The sequence below is a fragment of the Amycolatopsis sp. NPDC033938 genome, from assembly GCF_055575975.1.
Genome location: NZ_JBVIRO010000010.1, coordinates 69,785 through 92,559, shown reverse-complemented (window position 1 = coordinate 92,559; position 22,775 = coordinate 69,785). Strand labels below are relative to the sequence as shown.

Genomic DNA, 22,775 nt, shown 5'->3' with positions numbered 1-22,775 from the left:
CGGGACCTGGGCAGCCGTCGCGCCGGACCCGCTTTCGACGGCGGGACCGCTGCGGGGATCTGAAGTAGGCACCGACACAGCAAAGGAGGTTACCGGCGTGGCATTCGGGTGACCGAAGCGGTGCGGGGTGTGAGCGCGGTGATCATGCTCGTGGTAATGGGTTTCGCGAGCTCTCCTTGGCGCACAAGGGCTTCCGACTGTCGCTTGAGGACTTCGCGGCGGTACGCGGGATGCTTTTCGGGCGGTGCCCTAGGGCAGGGGCCCGTTCACGGACAGCTACGAGCGCCGTGGCGGTGGCCACGCGAAGGGAGTCTTCACGGTCCTGCGGCACCCTCGTCGAACGCCATGAAAGGTCCTTTCCTTGCAAAATTTGCGAGGAAAGGACCTTTCATGGCACGTGAACGGAGAAGAAGCGTCCCTTCGACAGCGCTCAGGAAAGGATCAGCGGGACCTGAGGCGCCGGACCGTCCGAAAGCGGGATCTGGAACCGCTGCGTCAGGTAGGCGGCGATCGAGTGGAACAGCGGCGCGGCCGAGCCCCCGCCCGGCAGCGAGGCTTCCGGCGCGTCGAGCCGGATGCCGACCACGAACCGCGGCTTGTCGGCGGGCAGGATCCCGGCGAAGGTGATGTTGTACAGGTGATTGCTGTACGTCTTCGTCTGCGGATCGACCTGCTGGCCGGTGCCCGTCTTACCCGAGACCTGGTAGCCCTCCAACGCCGCCTTCGGCCCGGTGCCGCTCTGCAGCCCCCTGCCGCTCTGCACCACGGCGCGCATCATCTCGCGCACGGTCTTCGCCGCCTGCGGGCTGATGACCTGCACGGTCTTCGGCGCCGGTTCGGGGACGACGGTCCCGTCGGGGTTGACCTTCGCCTTGACGACCCGCGGTTCCACGCGCAGCCCGTCGTTCGCGATGGCCTGGTACATCCCGGCCATCTGCACGACGGTCATCGAAAGCCCCTGCCCGATCGGCAGGTTGCCGAAGGTCGTGGCGTACCACTGGTTGCGCGGCGGTACGACGCCTGGGCTCTCACCGGGGAGACCGAGACCGGTGCGCTGGCCGAGACCGAACTTCTTGAGCAGGTCGGCGTAGCGGTCTTCGCCGAGTTTCTGCGCCAGCAACAGGGTCCCGACGTTCGACGACTTCGCGAAGATGCCAGTGGTGGTGAACTGCTGCGTGCCGTGGATCCAGGCGTCCTTGACGACCTTGTCCGCGACCTGCAGCGAACCCGGCACCGGGATCGACGCCTCCGGGGTGGTGATGCCGTCGTCGATCGCGCCGGCGGCGGTGACGATCTTGTTCACCGAACCGGGTTCGAACGGCGTGGTCACCGCGCGGTTGTTCAGGTTCTCGGTCTCGCTGCGCGAAGCCGGGTCGTTGAGGTTGACCGTCTTGTCGTTGGCCAGCGCGTAGACCTCGCCGGTCTTCGAGTCCATGATGACCGCCTGGCCGCCCTTGGCGCGCGACTTGGCGACGTATTCGCTCAGCTGCCGCTGCAGTTCGTACTGCAGGTCGGTGTCGATGGTCAGCTGCAGATCCGAACCGGGGACGGCGTTCTGGATGTCCCGCTCGGTACCGGGGATGACCAGGTTGTCGTTGCCGTTCCGGGTGTTGACGATCTTGCGGCCCGGTGTTCCGGCCAGGTCGTTGTCCCGCGAGGCCTCGAGGCCGTAGCCGCCGTGCAGGTTGTGTTTGGAAACGTCCTTGTCGTCGGTACGCCAGTTCGCGTAGCCGATGATGTTCGCTCCCACCGAGTCGCCGGGGTACTCCCGCTTCGAGCGCTTCTCGACGCTGATCCACGGGTATTCCTTGACAATCGCGTCGGCGACCGACGGTTCGATGTCATGGACGAGGTAGGTGAACGGCTCCTGCTTGTGGAACTTGTCCAGCAGTTCCTGCTCGGTGATCACGCCCGGCAGTTTGGCCGCGATCAGCTTCGCCGCGCCCGCGACCTCGGTCTCGAAGTTCTTGCCCTTGGCCGGGTTCGCCGCGGCGTACTCGTCCATTTTCTTGTGCAGCCAGTTCAGGCTGACCGCGAGCGTCCGCACCTCGATACTGAACGCGATCTTCGTCCCGTTGCGGTCCATGATGGACCCGCGCTGCGCGGGACTTTCGATCACCGATGCCCGTTGCCGTTCCGCCGCCTCGGACAGCGCGCCCGCCTCGAACCACTGCACCTGCACCAGTTTGAGACCGGCGAGCACCATCACGACGATCAGCAGGATCCGCACCCCGGTGAACCGGCTCGGATGTCCTCCGTTGCCCCGCCGAGCGGTGGCACGGCGGGTCCCCGCGGCGTAGGTCCGCCGCGCGCTGCCCGCCGACCGGGTCCTGGCCTGTGCCGGACGGCCGGGTGACATCACTGACCTCCTTGCGCCTGGGGTTCCGCGTTCTCCTGGGGGACAGCGGGCTGGTCGCCCTCGATCACGCCCTGCTGGGTGCCCTCGGCGGGGGGCGGCGGCGGTGCGGCCGGGACCGGGGGCGCCTCCCCTTGTGCCTTCTTCGGCTCACCGACCACAGTGGACTGTCCGTCCGGGCCGACCACGATATGGGCGGGGTCGCCGCCGGGAACCATGCCCAGTTCCCTGGCCTTGGGTGCCAGCGAAGCGGGCGACTCGGCCTTCGCGACCTCGCGCTGCAGCCGTTCCTTCGCCTCGGCGAGTCCGGCGTTGGCCGTGCGCAGTTGTTCGAGCCGGTACGAATCGGCGATGGCCTGCGTGGTCAGCCACAGCGTGCACGCCACGCCGACGGCCAGCATGCCCATCATCATCAGCACGAACGACGCGCGCGAGCGTGGCCACCGCAGCTTGAGCTTCTTCTTCGGCTCTTCCTTGCCCGCACCGCCTTCGGCGTCGGGACGGTTGCGCCGCTGATCGCGCTGCAGCAGATCGGCGCGCTGGGCACGGCGGGCGTAGGCGCGTTCGGCCGCCGACGTCCGGCCGCGGGAGGCGCGAGTGGTGCCCGGTGCGGCGGTTTCCGGCGTCTCGTCGACCGTGCTGGTCGCGCGGGCACGCCGTTTGGGCGCCGGTGCACCCCGGCGGCCGCGGGACTTCGCGGGAGCGGTCATCGTGCTCGGTCTCCGATCCGTTCGGCGGCTCGCAGCCGCACGGAGGCGGCCCGTGGGTTCTGTTCGGTCTCCGCCTCGCCGGCCTTCTCGGCCCCTCTGGTGAGCAGTTTCAGTTCCGGGCCGTGGCCCGGTAGTTCCACCGGAAGCCCTTCGGGCGTCCGGGATTTCGCCAGTTCCGCGAAGGCCTGCTTGACCAGCCTGTCCTCGAGGGACTGATAGGACTCCACGACGATGCGGCCGCCGACGGCAAGTGAGGACAGCGCCCGCGGCATCGCCCGCCGCAGCACTTCCAGTTCGCCGTTGACCTCGATCCGCAGCGCCTGGAAAGTGCGCTTCGCCGGATGGCCGCCGGTGCGCCTGCTCGCCGCGGGGACCGCGTCGTACAGCAGTTCCACCAACCGCCCGCTCCGGGTGAAGGGTTCCTTCTCCCGTTCCGCCATAACGGCTTTGACGATCCGCTGGGCGAATCGTTCCTCGCCGTAGTCGCGCAGGATCCGGATCAGCTCGCCGGGGGCGTAGGTGTTGAGCACGTCGGCGGCGGTGATCCCGGTGGTCGGGTCCATCCGCATGTCGAGCGGGGAATCCTTGGAGTAGGCGAAACCGCGTTCGGCCCGGTCCAGCTGCATCGAGGAGACACCGAGGTCGAAGAGGATTCCGTCCACTCTGGACAGTCCGAGGCTCTGCAGCGCGGACGGCATCTCGTCGTAGACGGCGTGCACGAAGTCGACGCGATCGCCGTGCTTCGCGAGCCGTTTCGCGGAGAGTTCCAGCGCGTTGGGGTCACGGTCGAGCGCGACCAGGCGCAGTGCGGGGAATTCGGTGAGGAGCGCGTCGGAATGACCGCCCAATCCGACGGTCGCGTCGACCAGCACGGCCTCGCGGTCGGAGAAGACCGGCGCGAACAGTTCGACGATACGCTTGAGCAGCACTGGAACGTGCTCGTGTTCGTCTGCCATGTCTTCCCCCCTTTCGTGTCGTGCCGGGGAAGATGCCGGATGCCGTCAGGTCCCTGTCCGCCCGCCTGCTGACCTGGTACCGGGGAAGGTGTACCAGGGCCACTGAGCGGACAGAGGCCTCACGGCATCCGTGTGGACGGTTTCCCGCGTGTCCGAAGCAGGAACCCGCGCCCCCCGACGGCGTGGGTGCTTCTTCGGTCACGTCTAGAAGACGCCCGGCAGAACTTCCTCTCGAGCCTTCGCGTAGCTGTCCTCGTGTTCGTCCAGGTAGCCCTGCCACGCCTGGGCATCCCAGATCTCCAACCTGGTGATCGCCCCGATCACCACGCACTCCTTGTTCAACCCGGCGTACCGCCTGAGCTCGGACGCGATCGCGATACGTCCTTGCCCGTCCGGGCGTTGTTCGTCCGTCCCGGCGAAGAGATAACGCTGATAGGCCCGGACCGCCTCGTTCGTGAACGGGGCGTCGGCGACCTTCCTCGCCATCTGCTCGAACTCGGCCCGGGGAAAGACGAAGAGACAGTGATCCTGTCCCTTGGTGACCATCAGCCCACCGGCGAGCGCGTCGCGGAACTTCGCGGGCAGCGTGAGCCGCCCTTTGTCATCCAGTTTCGGGGTGTGGGTGCCGAGGAACATCGGCTCCACCTCCCTACCGATCCCGGCTGCTGACAACCAGGGTCGGCCACGGGGCTCCCTTCTGCCCCACTGCGCACCACCGTACCCCACTTTTCACCACAGTCAACGCGACAAAAGCCGCCACCACTCCGTCGTGTCAGGCGTTTTCGCTGGTCAGCCAGGTGGGGCCAGGTGGGGGCTCGGTGGGGGACGGTGGCCAAGATCCCCCTGGGCGGGTATCGAAGCAACCTCATCCATGCCTGATGCGTCCGGTTATCGGCAGCCGGAACCCTGTTGTGGGGCGGAGTGGGGGTGAAAGTGGGGAATCCGGTGGAGACACTGTGGAGGGTGACGTCGGTTCATCCGACGACATGTCGACAAAGGACTGCTTCGCTCCGAGCGTGGAAGATCCGGGACGTTCAGTGTCCCGGATCTTCCACGCTCACCGTCGGCGTCCGCGCTTGCGGCGGCGTCCGTTCATCCCTGGGGTGGCGCGACGGCTGACGCCGCGCCAATCCTTGGGTTTCTCCTTCGGTTCAGGAAGCAACCGGCCGAGACGGCCCCCCAGCCAGAAGCCCGCGATCCAGCCGGGGATCACGCTGACGAAGACGAGAAGGATCCACCAGCCGTCGGCGACCGGCCACACCGGCCGATCCATCGGGACGACGGAAGACCCCCCTCGCGAACTGTTCTTCTTCCGGTACTTGTACTCCTCCACCGGAACGCTGCCCGAAAGCGCGGAAACCGCGGTGACCGCAGCGGTCGAGACCTGTTCTCCTCCTGGAGAAACGTTGTCCCACCGGATTTCCGCCTGGCACGAATACGTCATCCAGGTGTGGATCGCGTTCCTCTGGCACTGCTCGACCTGGGCGGTACCGGTCCTGCTCAGGGTGCCCCACGGCTGGAAACCGACCACCCACTGCGAAGAGAGCATCAGCCACAACGTGAGCAGCACGCCGAGTCCGCCCATGACACTTCGAGGCCACCATCGGGTCCGGGCGGTCCGCGTCGGCCGCTCGGTCTGTTCGCCCATCACCGGCGACCACGTTTGCGACGGCGTCCGTTCATACCCGGCGCGGCACGACGGCTGACACCGCGCCAATCCTTGGGTTTCTCCGCTGGTTCGGGCAAGAGCCGATCGATGCCCTTGCCCGCGAACCAGCCGACGATGTAGCTGGGGATCGTGCCCACGAGCACGAAGAAGAACCACCACCCGGTGGAGAACATCGGCCGCGGGCGGTCCACGGGGACGATGTTGTAGTGAAGAAGCCCGTAGCGGCCTACCGACTTATAGGACACGACGTTCACCTCACCCGACAGATCCGCGACAGAACCGATCGCCGAAGACGTGACCTGTGGTCTTCCCGGCGTTTTCCGGTCCCACGTCACGTCGGCCTCGCAAACGTGGATCATCCAGAGTCGCACCGGGCTGCGATGGCACTCGCGGATTTGCGCGACACCGAACCGGTCCACCGTCCCCGCGGCACCGATCCCCAGTGAGGCACCGAACGAGAACATCACCCATGCGCCCAGCACCACGAAGACGACGCCGGAGAGCACCCGCAGGCTGTATCGCCCTCGACGGCTCCGGACCGCTCGCTCATCTTCTCTGTTCTGGTCAGTCATCGTCGTCGAGCGAACCGCTGATCCTGCCACTGTTCGGTGGCGTCGTCCTGCCGCGTTCGACTGAGCCGCCGTCGTACTGATTGTAATCCGCGGCGGCCGCCTTCCCGGCTTCCTTCCCGATCTTCAAGCCAGTGTTGTCGGCGATCTTGCCCGCGACGGTGTTCTCCATGCGGTCCATTCCGCCACGCGTGTGCTTGAGCAGGCGCTCGGCACCCGTCGCGTCGGAATCCAGGGCCTTCTTCGCGAGCTTGAGATTGTCGGCCTTGAACGTGTCCAATGTCTTGTCACTGGCCTTGATCGCCCGGTTGGCCTCTTGCCCGAGATCCGAAGCCTTACGTCCCAACGCCCGCGCCGCCTCTCGGGCCCGCTCGCTCGAACCTTCGAACCGCTTCACGAATTTCTGGATGGCGCTGAGCAGCTTGCCGAGCTTTTTCTGGATCTTCGCCATGACCTTGACCGCGTCGGCGAAGATGCTCGCGGTGAAAGCCGCGACCGAACCGCCCAAGGTGAACCACGAGCTGGCGAGAGCCAGTAAGGCCCGGGTGATCACGTCGCTGATGAAAGTGGCAATGATGTCAAAGACCAGCGCACGCGCGGTGGCCACTACCATGCCCCCCGTGGTGATCCAATGAGCTGAGTCCTTCGCGTCGGCCGCTACATCGCGCAAGGACTGCGTGTACTGCAAAGCGACGCGACGGTACGCGATCGCAGCATCACCGTCCCACCCGGACGTCGTCGAGAGTGCTCCCTCGTAGTCCCCCGCCACGGCTTCGAGTTCCGCCGCGATGTTGTTCCAGGTCTGGGCCGCCTGCTGGACCAGCTCCGGATCCCCGGTGAGCAGTTCCAACGGCTCCCGGATGAAGTCGAGGTGCTCCATCAGCCAGCCGACACCGGCCTTGACCAGTTCTCCGAGCGGGTTCAAGATCATCGACAGCGCGTCCAGGCCGAATGAGACGCCATCCATCGCGAACGCGAACGCGTCGACATCGTCACCCTTGAAGGCCTTATAGATGTCGCCGCCCAGGCTCGAGCCACTTTCGAAGGCTCCGCCGCCCTTGAATGGCTCGGACTTCGCTTCCTTCTGCGCGACGAGGTTCTGTTCACTCGGCCGCGCGACCGGTCCTTCGCTCACAGCTTCTTCCCCAGGTCCCGGCTGAGCTGCGCCGCGTCGTCGTCGATCTTCGTGTAGTCCGTCGCCGCCTTCTTCAGTGCCTCGGACAACGCGTCGCCGAGGTTCGCCGCGCTGGTCATCAGTTCGTCCGCGTCGCCTTGGGCCAGCTGCAGGACGCCGCCGACGGGCACCGCGCAGAGCAGGCCGTAGCCCTGGAAACCGCCCATGCCGACCTGGGTCGCCGCCGAGGCCGCGCCCCGGATGCGGTCGGCGAGATCGGAGACCTGGTCCGCGTGTGCCTTGAGGCGTTCCGGCGAGACGCCGTATCCCGGCCCACTCACGAGCGGCCGGTCCAGTCGACGTGCTGGAAGTCTTCGCCGTCGTCCTCATCGGAGGCGGGACGGGGCGGCCGGGGTTTCGCGGGCGGCCCAGAAGGTGGCCCAGAGGGTGGCTCGGCTGGGACGCCGAACCGCGCGGAGTCGTCCGGTTCCGCGGTGGGTTGCGGTTCTTCCCTCGGCGGCAGGGTGCTCTTGATGAAGTCCACCGCGTCGGAGTCCTCGCCGGTCAGCCCGGCCATGATCTCCAGGGTCCGGTCCGCGGCCCTCGTGGTCGCCTTGCGATAGGTGCTCATGATCAGCGACGCGAGCTGGGCCGGTGGCCGTTCCTGCGCCTGCGGGGAAAGGGCGAGCGACGTCAGGCCGCCGCCGGGGTTGACCGTCAAGGTGACCAGCCGGTCCGGGCTGCTCATGGTGACGACGTTGTTCTCCAGATCGGCCTTCGCCTGTTCCGCCTTGGCGAGCAGAGCCGCACTGCGTTGTTCCTGTTCGCGCATCCATTCCTGCGGATCGCGCACCTGGCCACCGAATGGCACGGTCATTCCGAAACCCCCCTCGGGTCGTCGACCCGTCACAACCTAGCGGTCGGGATCCAGCAGCGAAGCCAATCGCGTCGCCAGGCGCGGACCGTCCACAGGGGATACGTTCACCCACGCCTGTCCGCCGCGTCCCTCGGACCGCGCCGCGCAGTACGCGCCGACGTCGGTGTCGAACCAGGTCAGCCCGCCCGCCCGGTGTGTCCGGCCATCACGGCCGCGGGTCCGCACGGTGAACTGGCCGGCGCTGTAGACCGGCCGTGCCTGGATGGCGAGCACCTCGCGCAGCTGAGTGTCCGAAGCCGACGATCGTTGACCGTCGCCGAAAAGCGGATCGTCCAGCTCACCGTCGAAGCGCGCCGCGGGCAGGCTGATCCCGTAGCCGGGGCCTGGCCGTAGCTCCGGCAGGACGTCGACGATCGCGGCGAACACCTCGCCGTCGCCGATCCCGGAAAGCGCGATGGTCTGCTCAGGCTGGGTGGCCAGTACGCCGTGCCGCCCGCGCGCGGCCGCGACCGCGCGGAACGGGGCTTCGGCCGTCATATCGGCCAGGGCTTCACATTCGACGTAGACCTCGGCACGTGCGAGCAGGTCCAGTCGCGCTTCCAGGGCGGCGTCGAGCCGATCCCCGTCATAAAGGCCTCGTTCGGCAAGGTTTTCGTAGACCGCGCCGCGGATCTCGGCGCGTTCCGCTTCCGTGCCGCCGACGCTGCGGACGGACAGCGGCCACGGCGGAGCCGCGTGGCCGAGGTCGGACCAGAGGACGTCGAACGCCGACGCGGAAACGCGGATCAAGACCGCCCCAGCTCGGGCGGCTTCCCGAACGAGATTCGCGGGGTCAGCGAATGCAGTGAGGCGTCGCGATTGTTCATCACGTCGACGGCCTTGCGCCTGGCCTCCTCGGCCTCCGCGCGGCGCGCCTCCATCTCGTCGGCGAGCGCCGCGAGCGCCAGCAGGTTCCCGCCGGCGGCGGCGCCGCGGATCATCGCGCCCGGATCGAAGTCCACCGGCGGTGGCATGTCCGCACGGGCTCGCGCCGCGACCTCGGCCTGCCCGGAGATCGCCTGCCCGAGCGCGGACGAGAGATCGGCGGACCAGGTCAGCCAGCCGGACGCCGTGGCCAGCACGCCGCGGAGCGCGTCACCCGCTTCCCCGCGCCAGTTCTCCTCGCTGCTGCCGATCAGCCCGGCCAGCTCGGCCGTCGCGTCGTTCATACGCCGCGCGAGCGCGTCCCAAGCGGCGCCGATACCGCCCGCCGCTTCGGGATCGTTGCCTGCCTCGACCTCGGCGGCCAGCGCCTCGTGGCTGTAGGCCTCGTACCGCGTGGCCGCGACCGGGACCTCGCGTCCCGGCGTCTCTCCTTCAGGCACGACAGTTCTCCTAAGGCAGCTTGGGTTCGGCCAGTCCCGCCACCGTCACCGCGCGCTCGCAGGCGAGCGGGGTGTCGGTGAAGTTCGTGTTGCTCACGTCGATCTGGACGCTCGCCTTCTCCCCCATGCCGAGCAGGATCGCGCAGGTCCCGTCGGCGGCCTTCTTGTCGGCGACCTTGAGCGCGTCCCGGTCGCCGATCTTGGTCTTGGTGGCGGTCTTGCGCGCGATCTCGAGGTCGGCCAGGCCGTTCCGCTCGTCCACGGTGATGGTGACGCCGAAGGTCGCGGGCACCGTCCAGTCGCAGGCGCGGGCGCCGTTGATCTCCTTCGGGACGCCGAGCACGTTCACCCCGGCGCTCGACCGGTCCGCGGGACCGAGCAGCGCGCAGGGATCCAGCTTGGCGGGTGGAAGGGTGGCGGCGGTCGAAGCGCCGCCGACCACCACCTGCCGAGTGGCTGGAACCTGCGCCTGGCCTGCGGCCCCTTGCCCGCACGCGGACACAGCGAGGACGATGAGCGCACCGAGGGCACCGAAGCCGAGGAGGCGGGGACTCATGGGTTCAGCCGCCGACACAGTCCACATCCGCCGCCGCTTGTTCATCCTGACGGGTGTAGCGCGCCAGCGCCTTCTCTATCCGGTTCTTGAGCGCCTCGAGTTCCTTGCCGAACGCCGTGAGCGCCTCGACCGCCGAGCCGTCGGCGCCGATCCCGTACTGCGCCATGAACCGGCCGACCTCGTCCGCGTATCCCCCGCCGAGGGGAACGGTGCGGCCGAGCACCTTGGCCTCGCGGACCATCTGGCCGACCACGTCCTGCAGAGCGGAGATCTTCACGTGGGCGTCGGCCGCCAGCTCCGGGGCGACCGCGAACCCGCTCAGATCGAACCTGGGTTTGGCGGTACTCACCTCGCTCATATGCGGTTACGCCTCTCCGTAGTCGAGCGACCTCGCATCGGAGCATACGACAAAACCCGGCGTCAGCGGGAGCACCCAAAAACGCGCTCACCTCACCCGATCGAGGTAAGGTCTCTGGTTGCACAGAGTCATCGACTGGGGTTGGCGGGGTTCCCCCCACGAGTTCGCCCGAGTTTGACACACTTCGTGGGAGGCTGACCGCTGCTCGGGGGACTACTCGGGTGAGGAAAAGCTGCCTTCAGCAGACCCAGCGGACATCCAGCCACGTGGCATCAGGAGGTCGAGTGACGTCGAGAATCCAGTCTGCGACGCCCGGCGAACAGCAGGGCGCGCAGGCAACCGGGCACGAGCCGTACCCCACGGCCGCCGGCTCGGTGAGCGGCCGCCAGAACGGCCGTGAAGGCAGGGCTGGTGGAAACACCGCGTCGCTGGACGAACTGCACGAGACGGCGCGGCGGATCGCCGCCAACGTCGAGCGGGTACTGGTCGGCAAACCCGAAGTCATCCGCATCGCGCTCGTGACCCTGCTCGCCGAAGGCCACCTCCTGGTCGAGGACGTCCCCGGGGTCGGCAAGACCTCGCTGGCGAAGGCGCTGGCCCGCTCGATCGACTGCACCGTGAGCCGCATCCAGTTCACCCCCGACCTGTTGCCCAGCGACGTCACCGGGGTGTCCATCTACAACCGGCAGAGCGGCGGGTTCGAGTTCCGGCCCGGCCCGGTGTTCGCGAACATCGTGGTCGGCGACGAGATCAACCGCGCCTCGCCGAAGACGCAGTCGGCGCTGCTCGAATGCATGGAAGAGCACCAGGTCACCGTCGACACCTCGACGTACCACCTGGAAGAGCCGTTCATGGTGATCGCGACCCAGAACCCGATCGAGATGGAGGGCACCTACGCGCTGCCCGAGGCCCAGCGGGACCGGTTCACCGCGCGGGTGTCCATCGGCTATCCCGATCAGCAGGCCGAACTGGCCATGGTCGACGAGCACGCCGGGCACAACCCGCTGGCCGATCTCGAGCCGGTCTCCGACCGCGACTCGGTGCAGCGGCTGATCGAGACGGTGCGGTCGGTGCACATGTCGCCGGAGGTCCGCCGGTACGCCGTCGAACTGGTGTCGGCGACCCGGCAGGTGCCGGAGATCCGCCTCGGCGCGTCGCCGAGGGCGACCCTGCAGCTGGTCCGCGCCGCCCGTGCGCAGGCCGCGCTTTCGGGCCGTGAGTTCGTCGTCCCGGACGATCTGCACACGGTCGCGGTCCCGGTGCTGGCGCACCGCCTGGTGCTCACCACCGAGGCGCACGCCGCCCGCCGTTCGGCCACCGACGTGGTCCGCGCGATCCTGCACCGTGTCCCCGTTCCGCAGGGCTCGAACCACCGCTGAGTAGAAAGAAAACGGGGCCATGCTGCGTGCTCTGTCCGGCCTGACCACACGCGGCCGCTGCCTCCTCGCCGCCGGCGTCGCCGCCGCGGTGTGCTCGTTCGTGCTCAACGAACGGGATCTGCTGCGGGTCGCGGTGTTCGTCATCGCCCTGCCGCTCCTGGTCGCCTTCTTCATCTCGGCGACCCGGCTGCGGCTGGGCGCGGCGCGCGCACTGCGCCCGGAGCGGGTCTCGGTCGGCTCGCCCGGCGAGGTCCAGCTCGAACTCTGGCGTGACGGCAGGCTTCCGGCGGGGGAAGTGCTCCTCGAAGACGGCGTGCCCTACGCGCTGGGTTCGCGGCCGCGGTTCGTCGTCGAACGGCTTCCCCACGACCGGCGCGTCGCGCTGCGGTACCCGCTGCAGCCGGTGCTGCGCGGGATCCAGCAGGTCGGCCCGCTGCGGGCGACGATCACCGATCCGTTCGGGCTGTGCGAGTTCGAACGGGAACTGATCGGGCATTCGCGGCTGGTCGTCGTGCCGAAGGTGGCCGCCCTGTGGGGTCTCCCCAGCGGGGCGGGCATCGGCGCCGGCGACGACGGCAGCATCCGCCTGCACGCCGGGCAGGGCGAGGCCGACGTGATCGTGCGGCAGTACCGTCAGGGCGACGACCTGCGGAAGGTCCACTGGCGTTCGACCGCCCGCCGCGACGAGATCATGGTCCGCGTCGAGGAACGGCCGTGGCGCGGCGGCACCACGGTGCTGCTGGACCACCGCGCGGCCGCGCACCACGGCACCGGACCCGCCGCGAGCCTCGAATGGGCCGTCTCGTTCGCCGCCTCCGTGGGGTTGCACCTGCGCCGCTCCGGTCACCGCGTCCGGCTGATCACCGAACACGGCCAGACCCTGGCCGACACCCCCGGCGAGGGTGGCGAGCACTACGACAACGTCGTCCTCGACGTCCTCGCCGCGCTCCAGCCCGCGCACCAGCGCGACATCACCCTCGGCCACGACCCGGCCGAAGGGCAGGAACTCATCGCCGTGCTCGGCACCGTCAGCAACGAATCCGTGCTCGAGCTGTCCCGGTACCGCCCTCGCGGGATCCGGAGCCTCGCCGTACTGCTCGACACCCCGGGCTGGTCCTCGGGTGTCAACCGGCCCGACGCCCGTGCCGCCGCCACCGAGGAATCGGCGGCACTGCTGCGCGCCGCGGGCTGGGGCGTCGTCATCGCCGGACCCGGATCGCCCATGCCGCAGGTCTGGGCCGAGCTGTGCCAGACGGCCGCCCGCCGGGGCACGCTGATCGGAGGTGGCCTGTGACCACGACCGCGCCGCCCCGCCAGCACACTCCGAAGCCCCGTCCGGAGGCACCACCGCCGGTCTGGACGAGCAGTGTGCTCGCTCCGGTCGCCGCCGGCCTCGCCACCTTGTTCGCCTCGACCTCGCTCACCGGCGTCGTCAGCGGCTGGGCGTGGTTCGGCTATCTGCTGGTCGCGGTGGTCCTGATCGCCTCCACCGGACTCGCTTTGCGCTCGCTGCGCGCGCCGACCATCGTCGTCGGGCTCGCGCAGCTGCTGGTGCTGCTGTTCCTGATCACCGGGGCGTTCACCACCAGCGGCATCCTGAAGATCATCCCCGGCCCGGACGCGCTCGAAGAACTGCGCGGCGTACTCGCCGCGTCGGCCGAACAGATCCGCGTCGGCCTGCCGCCGGTCGAAGGCACGCCGCCGATCCTCTGCCTGATCACCATCGCGATCGGCCTGGTCGCGGTGCTGGTCGACACGCTCGCGGTGGCCGCCGCCGCGCCCGCCGCGACCGGCCTGGTGCTGCTGTGTGTCTACGCCGTGCCCGCCGCGCTGGCCGAGGACATGCTGCCGTGGTGGACGTTCCTGCTCGGCGCGGCCGCGTTCGCCGCGCTGCTCGCCGTCGACGGCAACCACCGGCATCGCCGCTGGCGCAACCGGGACGCGCCAGGACTGGGCAACTCGGCGAGCACGCTGTCCGCCCCCGTCGGCGTGGTGGCCGCGGCGATCGCGATGGGGCTGGTCATCGGCACGGCGGTCACCGGCATCGGCACGGTCGGCAGCCTCCCCGGCGGAACCGGTTCGGGCCGCGGCGGAGCGGGCGGATTCGGCGTCGAGCCGTTCACGCAGCTGCGCGGCCTGCTCGACCAGGGCGAGAACGTGGAGCTGTTCAAGGTCTACGGGATGGGCGCGGACAAGCGGCTGCTGCGTGCCTTCACCCTCGACACCTATACCCCGAACAAGGGCTGGGGCCTGGCTCAGAACGGCCGCGCCCAGCAGGGCGTCCAGGCCAACCAGGTGCTCCCGCCCGCGCCGGGCGACGACGGCGCCGGACCCGCGCGCGAAATCCGGATCGAGCCCACCAACTGGGTCGACAACTGGCTGCCGATCTACGGCGCGCCCAGGGCGCTCACCGGACTCGCCGACAACTGGCTGTACGACTCGGTCGGCGGCGCCGTGTTCACCACGACCAAGCAGAACGCGCCCGCCTACACCGAGACGGCGTCGATCAAGGAACCCTCGAAAGAGGAACTCCGGCTCGACGACGCACCCCTCACCGAGGTACCGCCGCAGTACATGCAGATCGATCGGGTCGACCCCCGAGTCGCGGCCAAGGCCAAGCAGCTGACCGAGAACGAGTCCAACAACTTCGACAAGGCACAGGCCATCTGGTCGTTCTTCACCGCGCAGAACGGCTTCGTGTACGACACCAAGACCGCCGACGCCAAAGACCCCGACGCGCTCGCCGATTTCATTCTCAACGGCAAACGCGGGTTCTGTGAGCAGTTCGCGTCCGCGATGGCCGTGATGCTGCGGTCGGTCGGCATCCCCTCGCGGGTCGCCATCGGCTTCACCTCCGGCACGCAGAAGGGCGATCACCTCTCGATCAGCTCCGAGGACGCCCACGCGTGGGTCGAGGTCTACTTCCAGCAGAAGGGCTGGGTCAGTTTCGACCCGACCCCGCTGGTCGACGGCCGCGCGGTCGTCCCGCCGTACCTGCAGACCGACACCAGCAGCTCCACCACCAACGACACCCAGGAAGTACCGACAGCGCCGGCGTCGAGTGCCCCCGCCACCGGCACCCCGCGTGACCCTGGCGCGGACCAGGGCGCGGGTGACACCGGCGGTCAGCAGGAGGAGGAGCCGCTGTGGCCCGCCATCCTCGCCGGAATCCTCGGCGGGCTGGCGGCCGCGCTCAGCGTGGTCGTGATCGTGCGCTCCCGCTTGAGGTACCGGGCACTCATGCGCTCGGCGCCGTCCGGATCCCCTGACCAGCCCGCCCCGGCTCGTGCGGACGGCGGGTTCCTCGACAACCCGAACGTGGCGAACTGGCTGCCGCTGATCGCGATCGGGCTGTGGGTGGCGGCGTTCGCGTTCCTGGCGGCGTGGGTGTCGTGGTGGTTCGCGCTGGTCTTGGTGGTCGTCCTCGGCGGGCTGGGCACGCCGACGGCGATCCGGGAGATCAAACGACGGCTGCGGCTGCAGAAGATCGCGTCCCACTCCCCCGACGCGGCCGACGCGGCCTGGCGCGAACTGATGGACGAATGCGCGGACCGGGGCCTGCCGCTCTCGGACGGCGACACGGTGCGTGTGGCGGGCCGGAAGGTCGCCGAGAAGCACCGTCTGGACGAGGAGGGCCGCTCCAGCCTGCGGACGGTCATCGGCGTCGTGGAGACGTCCTGGTACTCCGACCGGAAGGTGAGCGACGACGAACTGGGACCGGCCTTCGCCGAGGTCCGCAAGAGCCTGAAGCGGAACGCGCCCATGTCGTGGAAGGGCCGCCTGTTCCCGCGGTCGTTGAGGCGAGGCAAGTAAGGCCTGGGCTCGCCCGCGGCCTTAAGTACATGATGGTCCCCGGCACGACCGCTTCGGCCCGGCCGCTTCCGTGAAGGCCTCCTTCCCTACCTTGAGAGCAGGGTCCCGGCAAAGTCGAGGTAGAGCTTGATCAACGGAAGATCGGGGACACTCAACGTCCCTGATCTTCCGTTGATCGAGGGCGAGCCGAGGTAGGGCAGGCCTGATTCTGGATGCCGCGGGGCTATAGGTGCGGTTTCGGAGGAATGGCGTGAGTGGCGATTCAGGTGAGGGCCACTGGTGTCTTAGGTACCTACCTCGGGCGACACGCGTGATCCGACGGAGAGCACGCGTGAGTGAACGGAGAACACACGTGTCGAAACCTGCCGCTCCCGCGTGTCATCCATCCAGTCACACGTGTCCTCCGTCTGATCACACGCGCCATCCATCCAGCCACGCGAAACCACCCACTCGGCCCGGGTCGTGAGTGGCGATTCGGGCTAGAACACGAAACACCACTCACGACCCCCTCGCAAAACCGTGCAAGATACCCAAATCGGGCATTTCTGTCTCGAAAAGTGCCCCTTATGGACAGTCCGGACCCGGGTGAGGCCCCTTGCGTGGGCCCGCTCCCGCCGTGTCCACCACGACGCGTTCGTCTTGTCCCGCTCTAGAAGTGCAGCCAACCAGCACTTATGCGACTTTGCCGGAACCCTGACCTTGAGAGTAGGGAAGGAGGCCTTCACGGACAGGCCGAGCTGGGCCACGACAACGCGAACATGCCGACGAGGCAGCGCCCCGTCGGCATGTTCGCGTGTGTGAGAGCTATTGCTCCTCGAAGCGCTGGCGGAAGCGCTCTTCCATGCGCTGGGTGAACGAGCTTCGGCGCGGGGACGACTTGCCGCCGCCACCTCCGCCGGCACCCGGGCCACCGCTGTCCTTACCGCCTTCCGCTTCGGCTCCGTGCCGAATCGATGTGACGGCCATCATGACTCCGAAGAACATCACGAGGAACCCGAGCACGCTGATCACTGGGATCTCGGCGACCCGGATGTTGACCACCACGCCGAGCATCAACAGTGCGACGCCCACTACGAACAGGGCAACGCCCTGGATACGCCGTCGGCGGGCGGGGCGGCGCAACCGGGTGCCTCGCACCGTGGATGCGAACTTGGGGTCCTCGGCATAGAGCTCGCGCTCGATCTGATCGAGCAGCCGCTGCTCATGCTCGGAGAGTGGCATCTTTCCTCCTCCGGCACAGCTGTCGCGGGCGCCGGGCCGCGCAACGTCATGGACCCAACAGACAACCCCAGGCGGGGTGTCTCTGTCCAGGATACGAGCCCCGCGCTCGTCCGACTACCCGATCCCGTATCCAGAAGGGATCGAATTGGCCGAAACCACCCGACTCGGCTCTCTCGAAGACAATCGAGCGGCCGATGTCACTGGTCACGAGGGGTCAGCAGTGACGCGGGCCGCACCGCGGCGGCGCCGAACTTCGACCTCGCGACGTCGGCGGCCACTTCCGCGTCCCGCCAACGGGGCTCGGGTGAGTCGAAAAGCAGCTGTTCTCCATCACTCTCCGTGTCCAGGCCCTCGACTCTTACGCCGATCAGGCGGACTGCGCCCGTCGGCGCATGCTCGGTGAGGAGCTCGACGGCGGTGCGGTGGATATCGCGGGCCACATCCACTCCGACGGCGGTTGTCCTGGCCCGGGTGATCGTCTTGAAATCCGCGAACCGGACCTTGATCGACACCGTCCGCCCGCGCAGCCCCCGGCGGCGCAGAGTGGCGGCGACGCGTTCCGACAGCCGGAGCAGTTCCAGGCCGAGTGCCGAGCGGTCGTGGAGATCGACGTCGAAGGTCACTTCGGCACCGATCGACTTGTCGGGCGTCTCCGGCACGACCGCACGTTCGTCGTGCCCGTTCGCGAGCGCGTACAGATGGTCCCCCAGCGCCCGCCCGAGCGAGCGCCGCAGCCGGGACAGCGGCGCCGCGGCGACGTCGGCGATCGTGTCGAGGCCCTGCTGCCGCAACTGCTCCTCGGTGCGTTTCCCGACACCCCACAGCGCCGACACGGGCAACGGATGCAGGAACGCGAGCGTCTCGGCCGCCGGGACGACGACCATGCCGTCCGGTTTCGCCATCCCGGACGCCAGCTTCGCGACGAACTTGACCTTCGCGACGCCGACCGAGCAGCTGATGTCGAAGTCGGCGGCCACCCGCTCCCGGATCCAGGCACCGAGCCGCGCGGGCGAGGAATCCAGCCGCTTGAGCGCTCCGCTGACGTCGAGGAAGGCCTCGTCCAGGCTCAGCGGCTCCACCAGCGGCGTCAGCTCGCGGAAGATCCCCATGACCCCCTTCGACACCTCACCGTAGAGCCCGGGTGTCGGGGTGATGCAGATCAGCTGCGGACAGAGCCGCTTCGCGGTCGAGAACGGCATGGCCGACCGGACGCCGAACTCGCGCGCCGCGTAACTCGCGGCCGCCACGACCGACCTCGGACCGCCACCCGAGACCACCACCGGCTTGCCTGCCAATTCGGGACGCGTGCGCAGCTCGCAGGACACGAAGAAGGCGTCCATGTCGACGTGCAGCAGGCCGCAACCGGTGTCGTCGGGCCAGGTGGTGGCCCCGGTCGTCACCCGGTAACGGGCCATCCCGCCGGGCAGCTCGGCATTTCGTCCCACGGGCAGAACCTAGCCCGGAGCACCGACAGTCTCGGGCCTTCATGCACTGGGGAAGGGGTGAAGGTCGACTTTCCTCGGCTGAGCCGAGGGAAGGGGGCCTTCACGCGCAGCCGCAGTGGCTGCTGGTGGGCCGCTTATGGCGATCATCAAGTCCGTGAAGGGCCCCTTCCCTACCCTGAAGGTAGTGAAGGAGGCCTTCACGGACCGGGCTTGGGCCTGACCTGGACGAGGGTGGTTCCGCAGGCATCGTCGCCCGTCTCACACCTTGATCAACGGAAGATCCGGGACACTCAACGTCCCGGATCTTCCGTTGATCAAGCTCGCGCTCACTCACGACTGGTGGACCGGAGACCGGGTGGGGAAGATTCCGGACGCTCAACGGCCGGAATCTTCCCCACCCGACCGCCCCGGCAACCCGTGCAAGCTCCACACCAGCGGGTAAGCAAAATGCAAGTCCGTGAAGGCCTGACACCGGCAGACCGCTCACGAGGCGAGGTTCAAGGGCGGCGGGCCAGGACGTGCAGCCTGCTGGAGATGTCCCGCAGCGGAGACACCGACGCGGCCGCCAGCTCGAACTCCGCCAGGTCCTCTTCCCGCACCCCTCCCGGCACGAAGTCCGCCACGACGCCGTCACCCTGCAGGGAGGTCACCTCGAGCCCCACCGCGACGAGCTGCGCCCGCAACGCCTCGGCGTCGAAGCGCCGCAGCACGGTCTCCCGTCCGCCGCCCAGCACGCCGCTCTCGGACCCGAGCAGCTCCCGTGCCTCCCCGAGCCGTCCGGCCAGCGCGCGCTGCAGGATCGCGGCGTGGCGGTTCGCCACCAGCACCGAGACCGCGCCGCCGGGTTTGACCGCGGCGGCCAGCGCGGCGAGCACCGTCGCCGGATCGTCGACGACCTCGAGCAGGCCGTGCGCGAGCACCAGGTCGGCGGATCCCGCCGCGACGTGGGCGCCGAGCGCGTCGGAGTCGTCGGCGATCACCGTGATGCTGCCGGAGACGCCCTCCTCCTCGGCGCGGCGGCGCAGGGTCGCCAGCGCGTTGGGGTTCGGCTCGACGACGGTCACCAGGCAGCCCGCCGAAGCCAGTGGCACCGCCCAGCCGCCGCTGCCGCCGCCGACGTCGACGACGTTCGGCTGGTGCGCGCCTCGCGCCCGTGCGGCCTTGAGTTCTGCCTCGAGAACCCGGCGAACCGCGCCCGATCCCCGCGTGGCCACGGTGTCCGTCTTCATAAGCGCACAGGGTAATGCCCGCCTCCCGGCAGGCATTACCTGTGTAGTCCGATGCGGTGTTCGACACCTTGCCGGGGAGCCACCCCGCCGAGGGCCCGTAGGCTGTATCGAGTGCACACGGTCGCTGTACTCAGCCTGAAGGGTGGCGTCGGTAAAACGACGGTCGCCCTCGGTGTCGCGTCCGCCGCCCTGCGCCGGGGCGCGCGGACCCTCGTGGCCGACCTGGACCCGCAGGGCAACGCCACCACCTCGCTGGATCCGCCCCTCACCGACCGCACGCTGGCCGATGTCCTCGAGACACCGACGCGTCCGGTGCTCGAACGCGCGATCGCGCCCAGCGTGTGGAGCGACCGGATCGACGTCCTCGTCGGTGCCGAAGAGCTGGAGATGCTCAACGAGCCCGACGCCGACAGCCGACGGCTGGAGAACCTCTCCCGCGCGCTCGACGAGCTGCACACCAACCCGTTGCGCGAGGAACCCTACGAACTGGTGATCCTCGACTGCCCGCCGTCGCTCGGCAGGCTGACCCGCTCGGCGCTGGTGGCCGCGGACAGCGCCCTGATCGTCACCGAGCCGACGATGTACGCCGTCTCCGGTGCCCGCCGCGCGCTCGAAGCGATCGAGAAGATCCGCGAGGAGCAGAACCCGGGGCTACGGCCGATCGGCGTCGTCGTCAACAAGCTCCGCGTGCGCTCCTACGAGCACCAGTTCCGGGTGGCCGAACTGCGGGAGAACTTCGGACCGCTGGTGATGCCGACGGCCATCCCGGACAGGCTCGCGGTGCAGCAGGCACAGGGCGCGTGCAGCCCGATCCACGAATGGCACTCCCCCGGCGCCCAGGAGATCGCGCTCACCTTCAACATGGTGCTGGCCAAGGTCCTCCGCTCGAACCGCGCCGGACGGCATCGCGTCCGCGGCGACGAGCCTGAGCCCACCGAAGAGCCGGCCAAGCTGAGCGACACCGGCACGGGTTAGCGCCGATGCCCGAAGGCGACACCGTCTTCCTCGCCGGCAAGGTCCTCGACAAGGCACTGGCCGGGAAGACACTGCGCAAAAGTGAGTTCAGGGTCCCCCGGCTGGCCACGGCGGATCTCGCCGGCCGGGAGGTGCTCAGCGTCGGCACGGTCGGCAAACACCTCCTGACGCGTTTCTCCGACGACCTCACCCTGCACAGCCATCTGCGGATGGACGGCAAGTGGGCGGTCTATACGGCGGGCGCCCGCTGGCGCCATCCGGCCCATCACGCGCGCGCCATCCTGGTGACCGAGGACGTCCAGGCGATCGGTTTCCGCGTGCACGATCTCGAACTCTTGCCCACAGGTGAAGAAGACCGGTTGGTCGGCCATCTCGGCCCGGATCTCCTCGATCCACAGTGGACGGACGAGCTCGCGGAACGGGCGGCCGCCGCGCTGGCCGCGGACCCGGACCGAGAACTGGGTGACGCCCTGCTGGATCAGCGGATCATGGCCGGGATCGGGAACATGTACAAGGTCGAGATGTGCTTCCTGCTCGGCGTCACGCCGTGGACCCCGGTTTCCGAAGTGGATCCCGCGAAGGCCGTCGCGCTCGGCCGCAAACTGCTGAAGGCGAACGCCTGGCACACCTCGCAGACCACCACCGGGGACCAGCGGCGCGGCCGCGAGCATTGGGTTTACGAGCGGACCAAGCAGGGCTGTTTCCGGTGCGGCGGACGGCTCCGGGTCGCCGCACAGGGCACCGGCCACCAGGCGAGGCCGACCTGGTTCTGCCCGAACTGCCAGTCAGGGCCCGCTCCCGGCGGCTAAGCTGACCTGGTGACGCTGTTCAAGCTCCCGCTCTACGGGGCCGACACCGAACGCGGCGACCTCGCTCCCTGAGCCGCCCGATCCACCCCGCACGTCACCCTTCACCCCATTTCAGGGAGCTTTCGTCATGCCCGGATTCCTCACGGGCGAGGCGCTGCGCGCGTTCGTGCACGCCCTGCCCAAGGTCGAACTCCACGTCCACCTCGTCGGTTCGGCGAGCCTGCCCACCGTGCTGGAACTGGCCCGCCGCCGCCCGTCCGCCGGGGTGCCGACAGAGCCCGAAGCGCTCGCCGAGTTCTTCACCTTCCGTGATTTCCCGCATTTCCTCCGCAACTACCTGGCCGTGACATCGCTGGTGCGCGACGCCCGCGACATCCACACCCTCGTCACCGGGCTGGCGGCCGATCTGGCCGCGCAGAACGCCCGGTACGCCGAGGTCACCGTGACCCCGTACAACCACCTTCTGGACGGCATGACCGGTGACGATCTTCTCACCGGCCTCGCCACCGGACGGGCGGCCGCACGAGCGGACCACGGGGTGGAACTGGCCTGGTGCTTCGACATTCCCGGGGAGAAGGGGGTCGCCGCCGGGCGCGAAACAGTCGTGTTCGCGCTCCGCGAACGCCCCGACGGCCTGGTGTCCTTCGGTCTCGGCGGACCCGAGGTCGGCGTCGGCCGCGCGCAGTTCGCCCCGTTCTTCACCACCGCCCGCGAGGCCGGGCTGCACAGCGTCCCGCACGCGGGTGAGACCACCGGGCCCGCCACCGTCTGGTCGGCGGTGCACGATCTGGGCGCCGAGCGGATCGGCCACGGCGTCGGCGCGTACACCGATCCGGCGTTACTGGAATACCTTGCGGTGCAACGGATCCCGCTGGAGGTGTGCCCCACGTCGAATATCCGGACGGGCCAGTTCCCCTCGGTCGCGGCGCATCCCGTGCGGCGGCTGCTCGACCACGGCGTGGTGGTCACGCTCAACACCGACGATCCGCCGATGTTCGGCGCCACCCTCGACGGCGAGTACGTCGCGGTCGCCGAAACACTGGGCCTGAAGGCGACCGAGATCGCCCTGTTCGCGAAGAACGCCGCGGAAGCGTCTTTTCTGCCTTCGGCGGACAAGGCCGCGCTGGTGACGGAGATCGAAGAAATCTTGTTGCAGGACCCCGAACTCCTCGCCTAGCGTGGCGGTACACGAGAGAGGAGGTGGTCCAAAGTTGTATTCCAACAGGACTCGTGAGGTGACTGTCCGCTAGCGGACCGCACGCGTAGGACTTATGAGCAGCGATACAACGCAAGTTGGAGCCACCTTCGGCTCGTCGTCTCTGCTTCGCGTGGTGCCTGATAGCGAATACCAGGCAGTCACCGGGCCCCCGAGGTT

22 protein-coding genes are annotated in these 22,775 nt (G+C 68.7%); 6 read left to right on the top strand and 16 right to left on the bottom strand.

Annotated elements, in window-relative coordinates; genetic code table 11:
• Window positions 1-430: 430 nt before the first annotated feature.
• The 13 genes from ACZ5ZX_RS24265 to ACZ5ZX_RS24205 all read right to left on the bottom strand — a co-directional run bounded on the left by ACZ5ZX_RS24265 (window position 431) and on the right by ACZ5ZX_RS24205 (window position 10,529).
• On the bottom strand, window positions 431-2,359 hold the full coding sequence (locus ACZ5ZX_RS24265; RefSeq protein WP_465504273.1) for a peptidoglycan D,D-transpeptidase FtsI family protein: 1,929 nt from the start codon (window positions 2,357-2,359) through the stop codon (window positions 431-433).
• Window positions 2,359-3,066, bottom strand: a complete 708-nt coding sequence (gene ftsL, locus ACZ5ZX_RS24260; protein WP_465504272.1) for a cell division protein FtsL — start codon at window positions 3,064-3,066, stop codon at window positions 2,359-2,361. The genes ACZ5ZX_RS24265 and ftsL overlap by 1 nt, the downstream gene beginning before the upstream one ends.
• Window positions 3,063-4,022, bottom strand: coding sequence for a 16S rRNA (cytosine(1402)-N(4))-methyltransferase RsmH (gene rsmH / locus ACZ5ZX_RS24255; RefSeq protein ID WP_465504271.1), 960 nt, complete (start codon window positions 4,020-4,022; stop codon window positions 3,063-3,065). Before rsmH ends, ftsL begins: the two co-directional genes overlap by 4 nt.
• Before the next feature lie 204 nt (window positions 4,023-4,226).
• A complete protein-coding gene (gene mraZ / locus ACZ5ZX_RS24250; RefSeq protein WP_005156436.1) occupies window positions 4,227-4,658 on the bottom strand; it encodes a division/cell wall cluster transcriptional repressor MraZ in 432 nt (143 codons plus the stop codon).
• A gap of 421 nt (window positions 4,659-5,079) precedes the next feature.
• Entirely contained in the window at window positions 5,080-5,670 is a 591-nt protein-coding gene (locus ACZ5ZX_RS24245; RefSeq protein WP_465504270.1) for a hypothetical protein, read from the bottom strand.
• Window positions 5,670-6,263 carry a hypothetical protein gene (locus ACZ5ZX_RS24240; RefSeq protein ID WP_465504269.1) on the bottom strand — a complete coding sequence of 198 codons (594 nt, stop codon included), beginning with the start codon at window positions 6,261-6,263 and terminating at the stop codon, window positions 5,670-5,672. Before ACZ5ZX_RS24240 ends, ACZ5ZX_RS24245 begins: the two co-directional genes overlap by 1 nt.
• Window positions 6,256-7,395, bottom strand: coding sequence for a WXG100 family type VII secretion target (locus ACZ5ZX_RS24235; protein ID WP_465504268.1), 1,140 nt, complete (start codon window positions 7,393-7,395; stop codon window positions 6,256-6,258). The genes ACZ5ZX_RS24240 and ACZ5ZX_RS24235 overlap by 8 nt, the downstream gene beginning before the upstream one ends.
• On the bottom strand, window positions 7,392-7,715 hold the full coding sequence (locus ACZ5ZX_RS24230) for a type VII secretion target (protein WP_465504267.1): 324 nt from the start codon (window positions 7,713-7,715) through the stop codon (window positions 7,392-7,394). The genes ACZ5ZX_RS24235 and ACZ5ZX_RS24230 overlap by 4 nt, the downstream gene beginning before the upstream one ends.
• Window positions 7,712-8,251, bottom strand: coding sequence for a YbaB/EbfC family nucleoid-associated protein (locus tag ACZ5ZX_RS24225; protein WP_465504266.1), 540 nt, complete (start codon window positions 8,249-8,251; stop codon window positions 7,712-7,714). Before ACZ5ZX_RS24225 ends, ACZ5ZX_RS24230 begins: the two co-directional genes overlap by 4 nt.
• 36 nt (window positions 8,252-8,287) lie before the next feature.
• The gene (locus tag ACZ5ZX_RS24220) at window positions 8,288-9,040 is read right to left on the bottom strand and encodes an ESX secretion-associated protein EspG (protein WP_465504265.1); all 753 of its coding nucleotides are present in this window, start codon (window positions 9,038-9,040) and stop codon (window positions 8,288-8,290) included.
• Window positions 9,037-9,615, bottom strand: a complete 579-nt coding sequence (locus ACZ5ZX_RS24215; protein WP_465504264.1) for a PPE domain-containing protein — start codon at window positions 9,613-9,615, stop codon at window positions 9,037-9,039. Before ACZ5ZX_RS24215 ends, ACZ5ZX_RS24220 begins: the two co-directional genes overlap by 4 nt.
• Window positions 9,616-9,625: 10 nt before the next feature.
• On the bottom strand, window positions 9,626-10,171 hold the full coding sequence (locus tag ACZ5ZX_RS24210) for a DUF3558 domain-containing protein (protein WP_465504263.1): 546 nt from the start codon (window positions 10,169-10,171) through the stop codon (window positions 9,626-9,628).
• A gap of 4 nt (window positions 10,172-10,175) precedes the next feature.
• Window positions 10,176-10,529: a hypothetical protein gene (locus ACZ5ZX_RS24205; RefSeq protein ID WP_037304290.1), complete on the bottom strand. Its 354-nt coding sequence runs from the start codon at window positions 10,527-10,529 to the stop codon at window positions 10,176-10,178.
• A 284-nt stretch (window positions 10,530-10,813) separates the two neighbouring features.
• Here ACZ5ZX_RS24205 and ACZ5ZX_RS24200 point away from each other — a divergent pair, with 284 nt between their 5' ends.
• The 3 genes from ACZ5ZX_RS24200 to ACZ5ZX_RS24190 are packed head-to-tail and all read left to right on the top strand — an operon-like array spanning window position 10,814 to window position 15,721.
• Window positions 10,814-11,908, top strand: coding sequence for an AAA family ATPase (locus ACZ5ZX_RS24200; protein ID WP_465504262.1), 1,095 nt, complete (start codon window positions 10,814-10,816; stop codon window positions 11,906-11,908).
• Between the two features lie 19 nt (window positions 11,909-11,927).
• Window positions 11,928-13,202, top strand: coding sequence for a DUF58 domain-containing protein (locus ACZ5ZX_RS24195; protein ID WP_465504261.1), 1,275 nt, complete (start codon window positions 11,928-11,930; stop codon window positions 13,200-13,202).
• Window positions 13,199-15,721: a transglutaminase TgpA family protein gene (locus ACZ5ZX_RS24190; protein WP_465504260.1), complete on the top strand. Its 2,523-nt coding sequence runs from the start codon at window positions 13,199-13,201 to the stop codon at window positions 15,719-15,721. The genes ACZ5ZX_RS24195 and ACZ5ZX_RS24190 overlap by 4 nt, the downstream gene beginning before the upstream one ends.
• An 804-nt stretch (window positions 15,722-16,525) precedes the next feature.
• Here ACZ5ZX_RS24190 and ACZ5ZX_RS24185 read toward each other — a convergent pair.
• From ACZ5ZX_RS24185 to ACZ5ZX_RS24175, 3 genes are all read right to left on the bottom strand, one after another.
• Window positions 16,526-16,942: a DUF3040 domain-containing protein gene (locus ACZ5ZX_RS24185; RefSeq protein ID WP_465504259.1), complete on the bottom strand. Its 417-nt coding sequence runs from the start codon at window positions 16,940-16,942 to the stop codon at window positions 16,526-16,528.
• Between the two features lie 197 nt (window positions 16,943-17,139).
• Window positions 17,140-18,357: a DNA polymerase IV gene (gene dinB, locus ACZ5ZX_RS24180; RefSeq protein WP_465504453.1), complete on the bottom strand. Its 1,218-nt coding sequence runs from the start codon at window positions 18,355-18,357 to the stop codon at window positions 17,140-17,142.
• A 527-nt stretch (window positions 18,358-18,884) separates the two neighbouring features.
• Window positions 18,885-19,616 carry a methyltransferase domain-containing protein gene (locus ACZ5ZX_RS24175; RefSeq protein WP_465504258.1) on the bottom strand — a complete coding sequence of 244 codons (732 nt, stop codon included), beginning with the start codon at window positions 19,614-19,616 and terminating at the stop codon, window positions 18,885-18,887.
• Window positions 19,617-19,727: 111 nt separating this feature from the next.
• On the opposite strand from ACZ5ZX_RS24175, the gene ACZ5ZX_RS24170 reads away from it, so the two are divergent.
• The 3 genes from ACZ5ZX_RS24170 to add all read left to right on the top strand — a co-directional run bounded on the left by ACZ5ZX_RS24170 (window position 19,728) and on the right by add (window position 22,577).
• A complete protein-coding gene (locus tag ACZ5ZX_RS24170; protein WP_465504257.1) occupies window positions 19,728-20,591 on the top strand; it encodes a ParA family protein in 864 nt (287 codons plus the stop codon).
• 5 nt (window positions 20,592-20,596) lie between these two features.
• The gene (locus ACZ5ZX_RS24165) at window positions 20,597-21,400 is read left to right on the top strand and encodes a DNA-formamidopyrimidine glycosylase family protein (protein ID WP_465504256.1); all 804 of its coding nucleotides are present in this window, start codon (window positions 20,597-20,599) and stop codon (window positions 21,398-21,400) included.
• A gap of 127 nt (window positions 21,401-21,527) precedes the next feature.
• Window positions 21,528-22,577, top strand: coding sequence for an adenosine deaminase (gene add, locus ACZ5ZX_RS24160; RefSeq protein ID WP_465504255.1), 1,050 nt, complete (start codon window positions 21,528-21,530; stop codon window positions 22,575-22,577).
• Window positions 22,578-22,775: the final 198 nt, after the last annotated feature.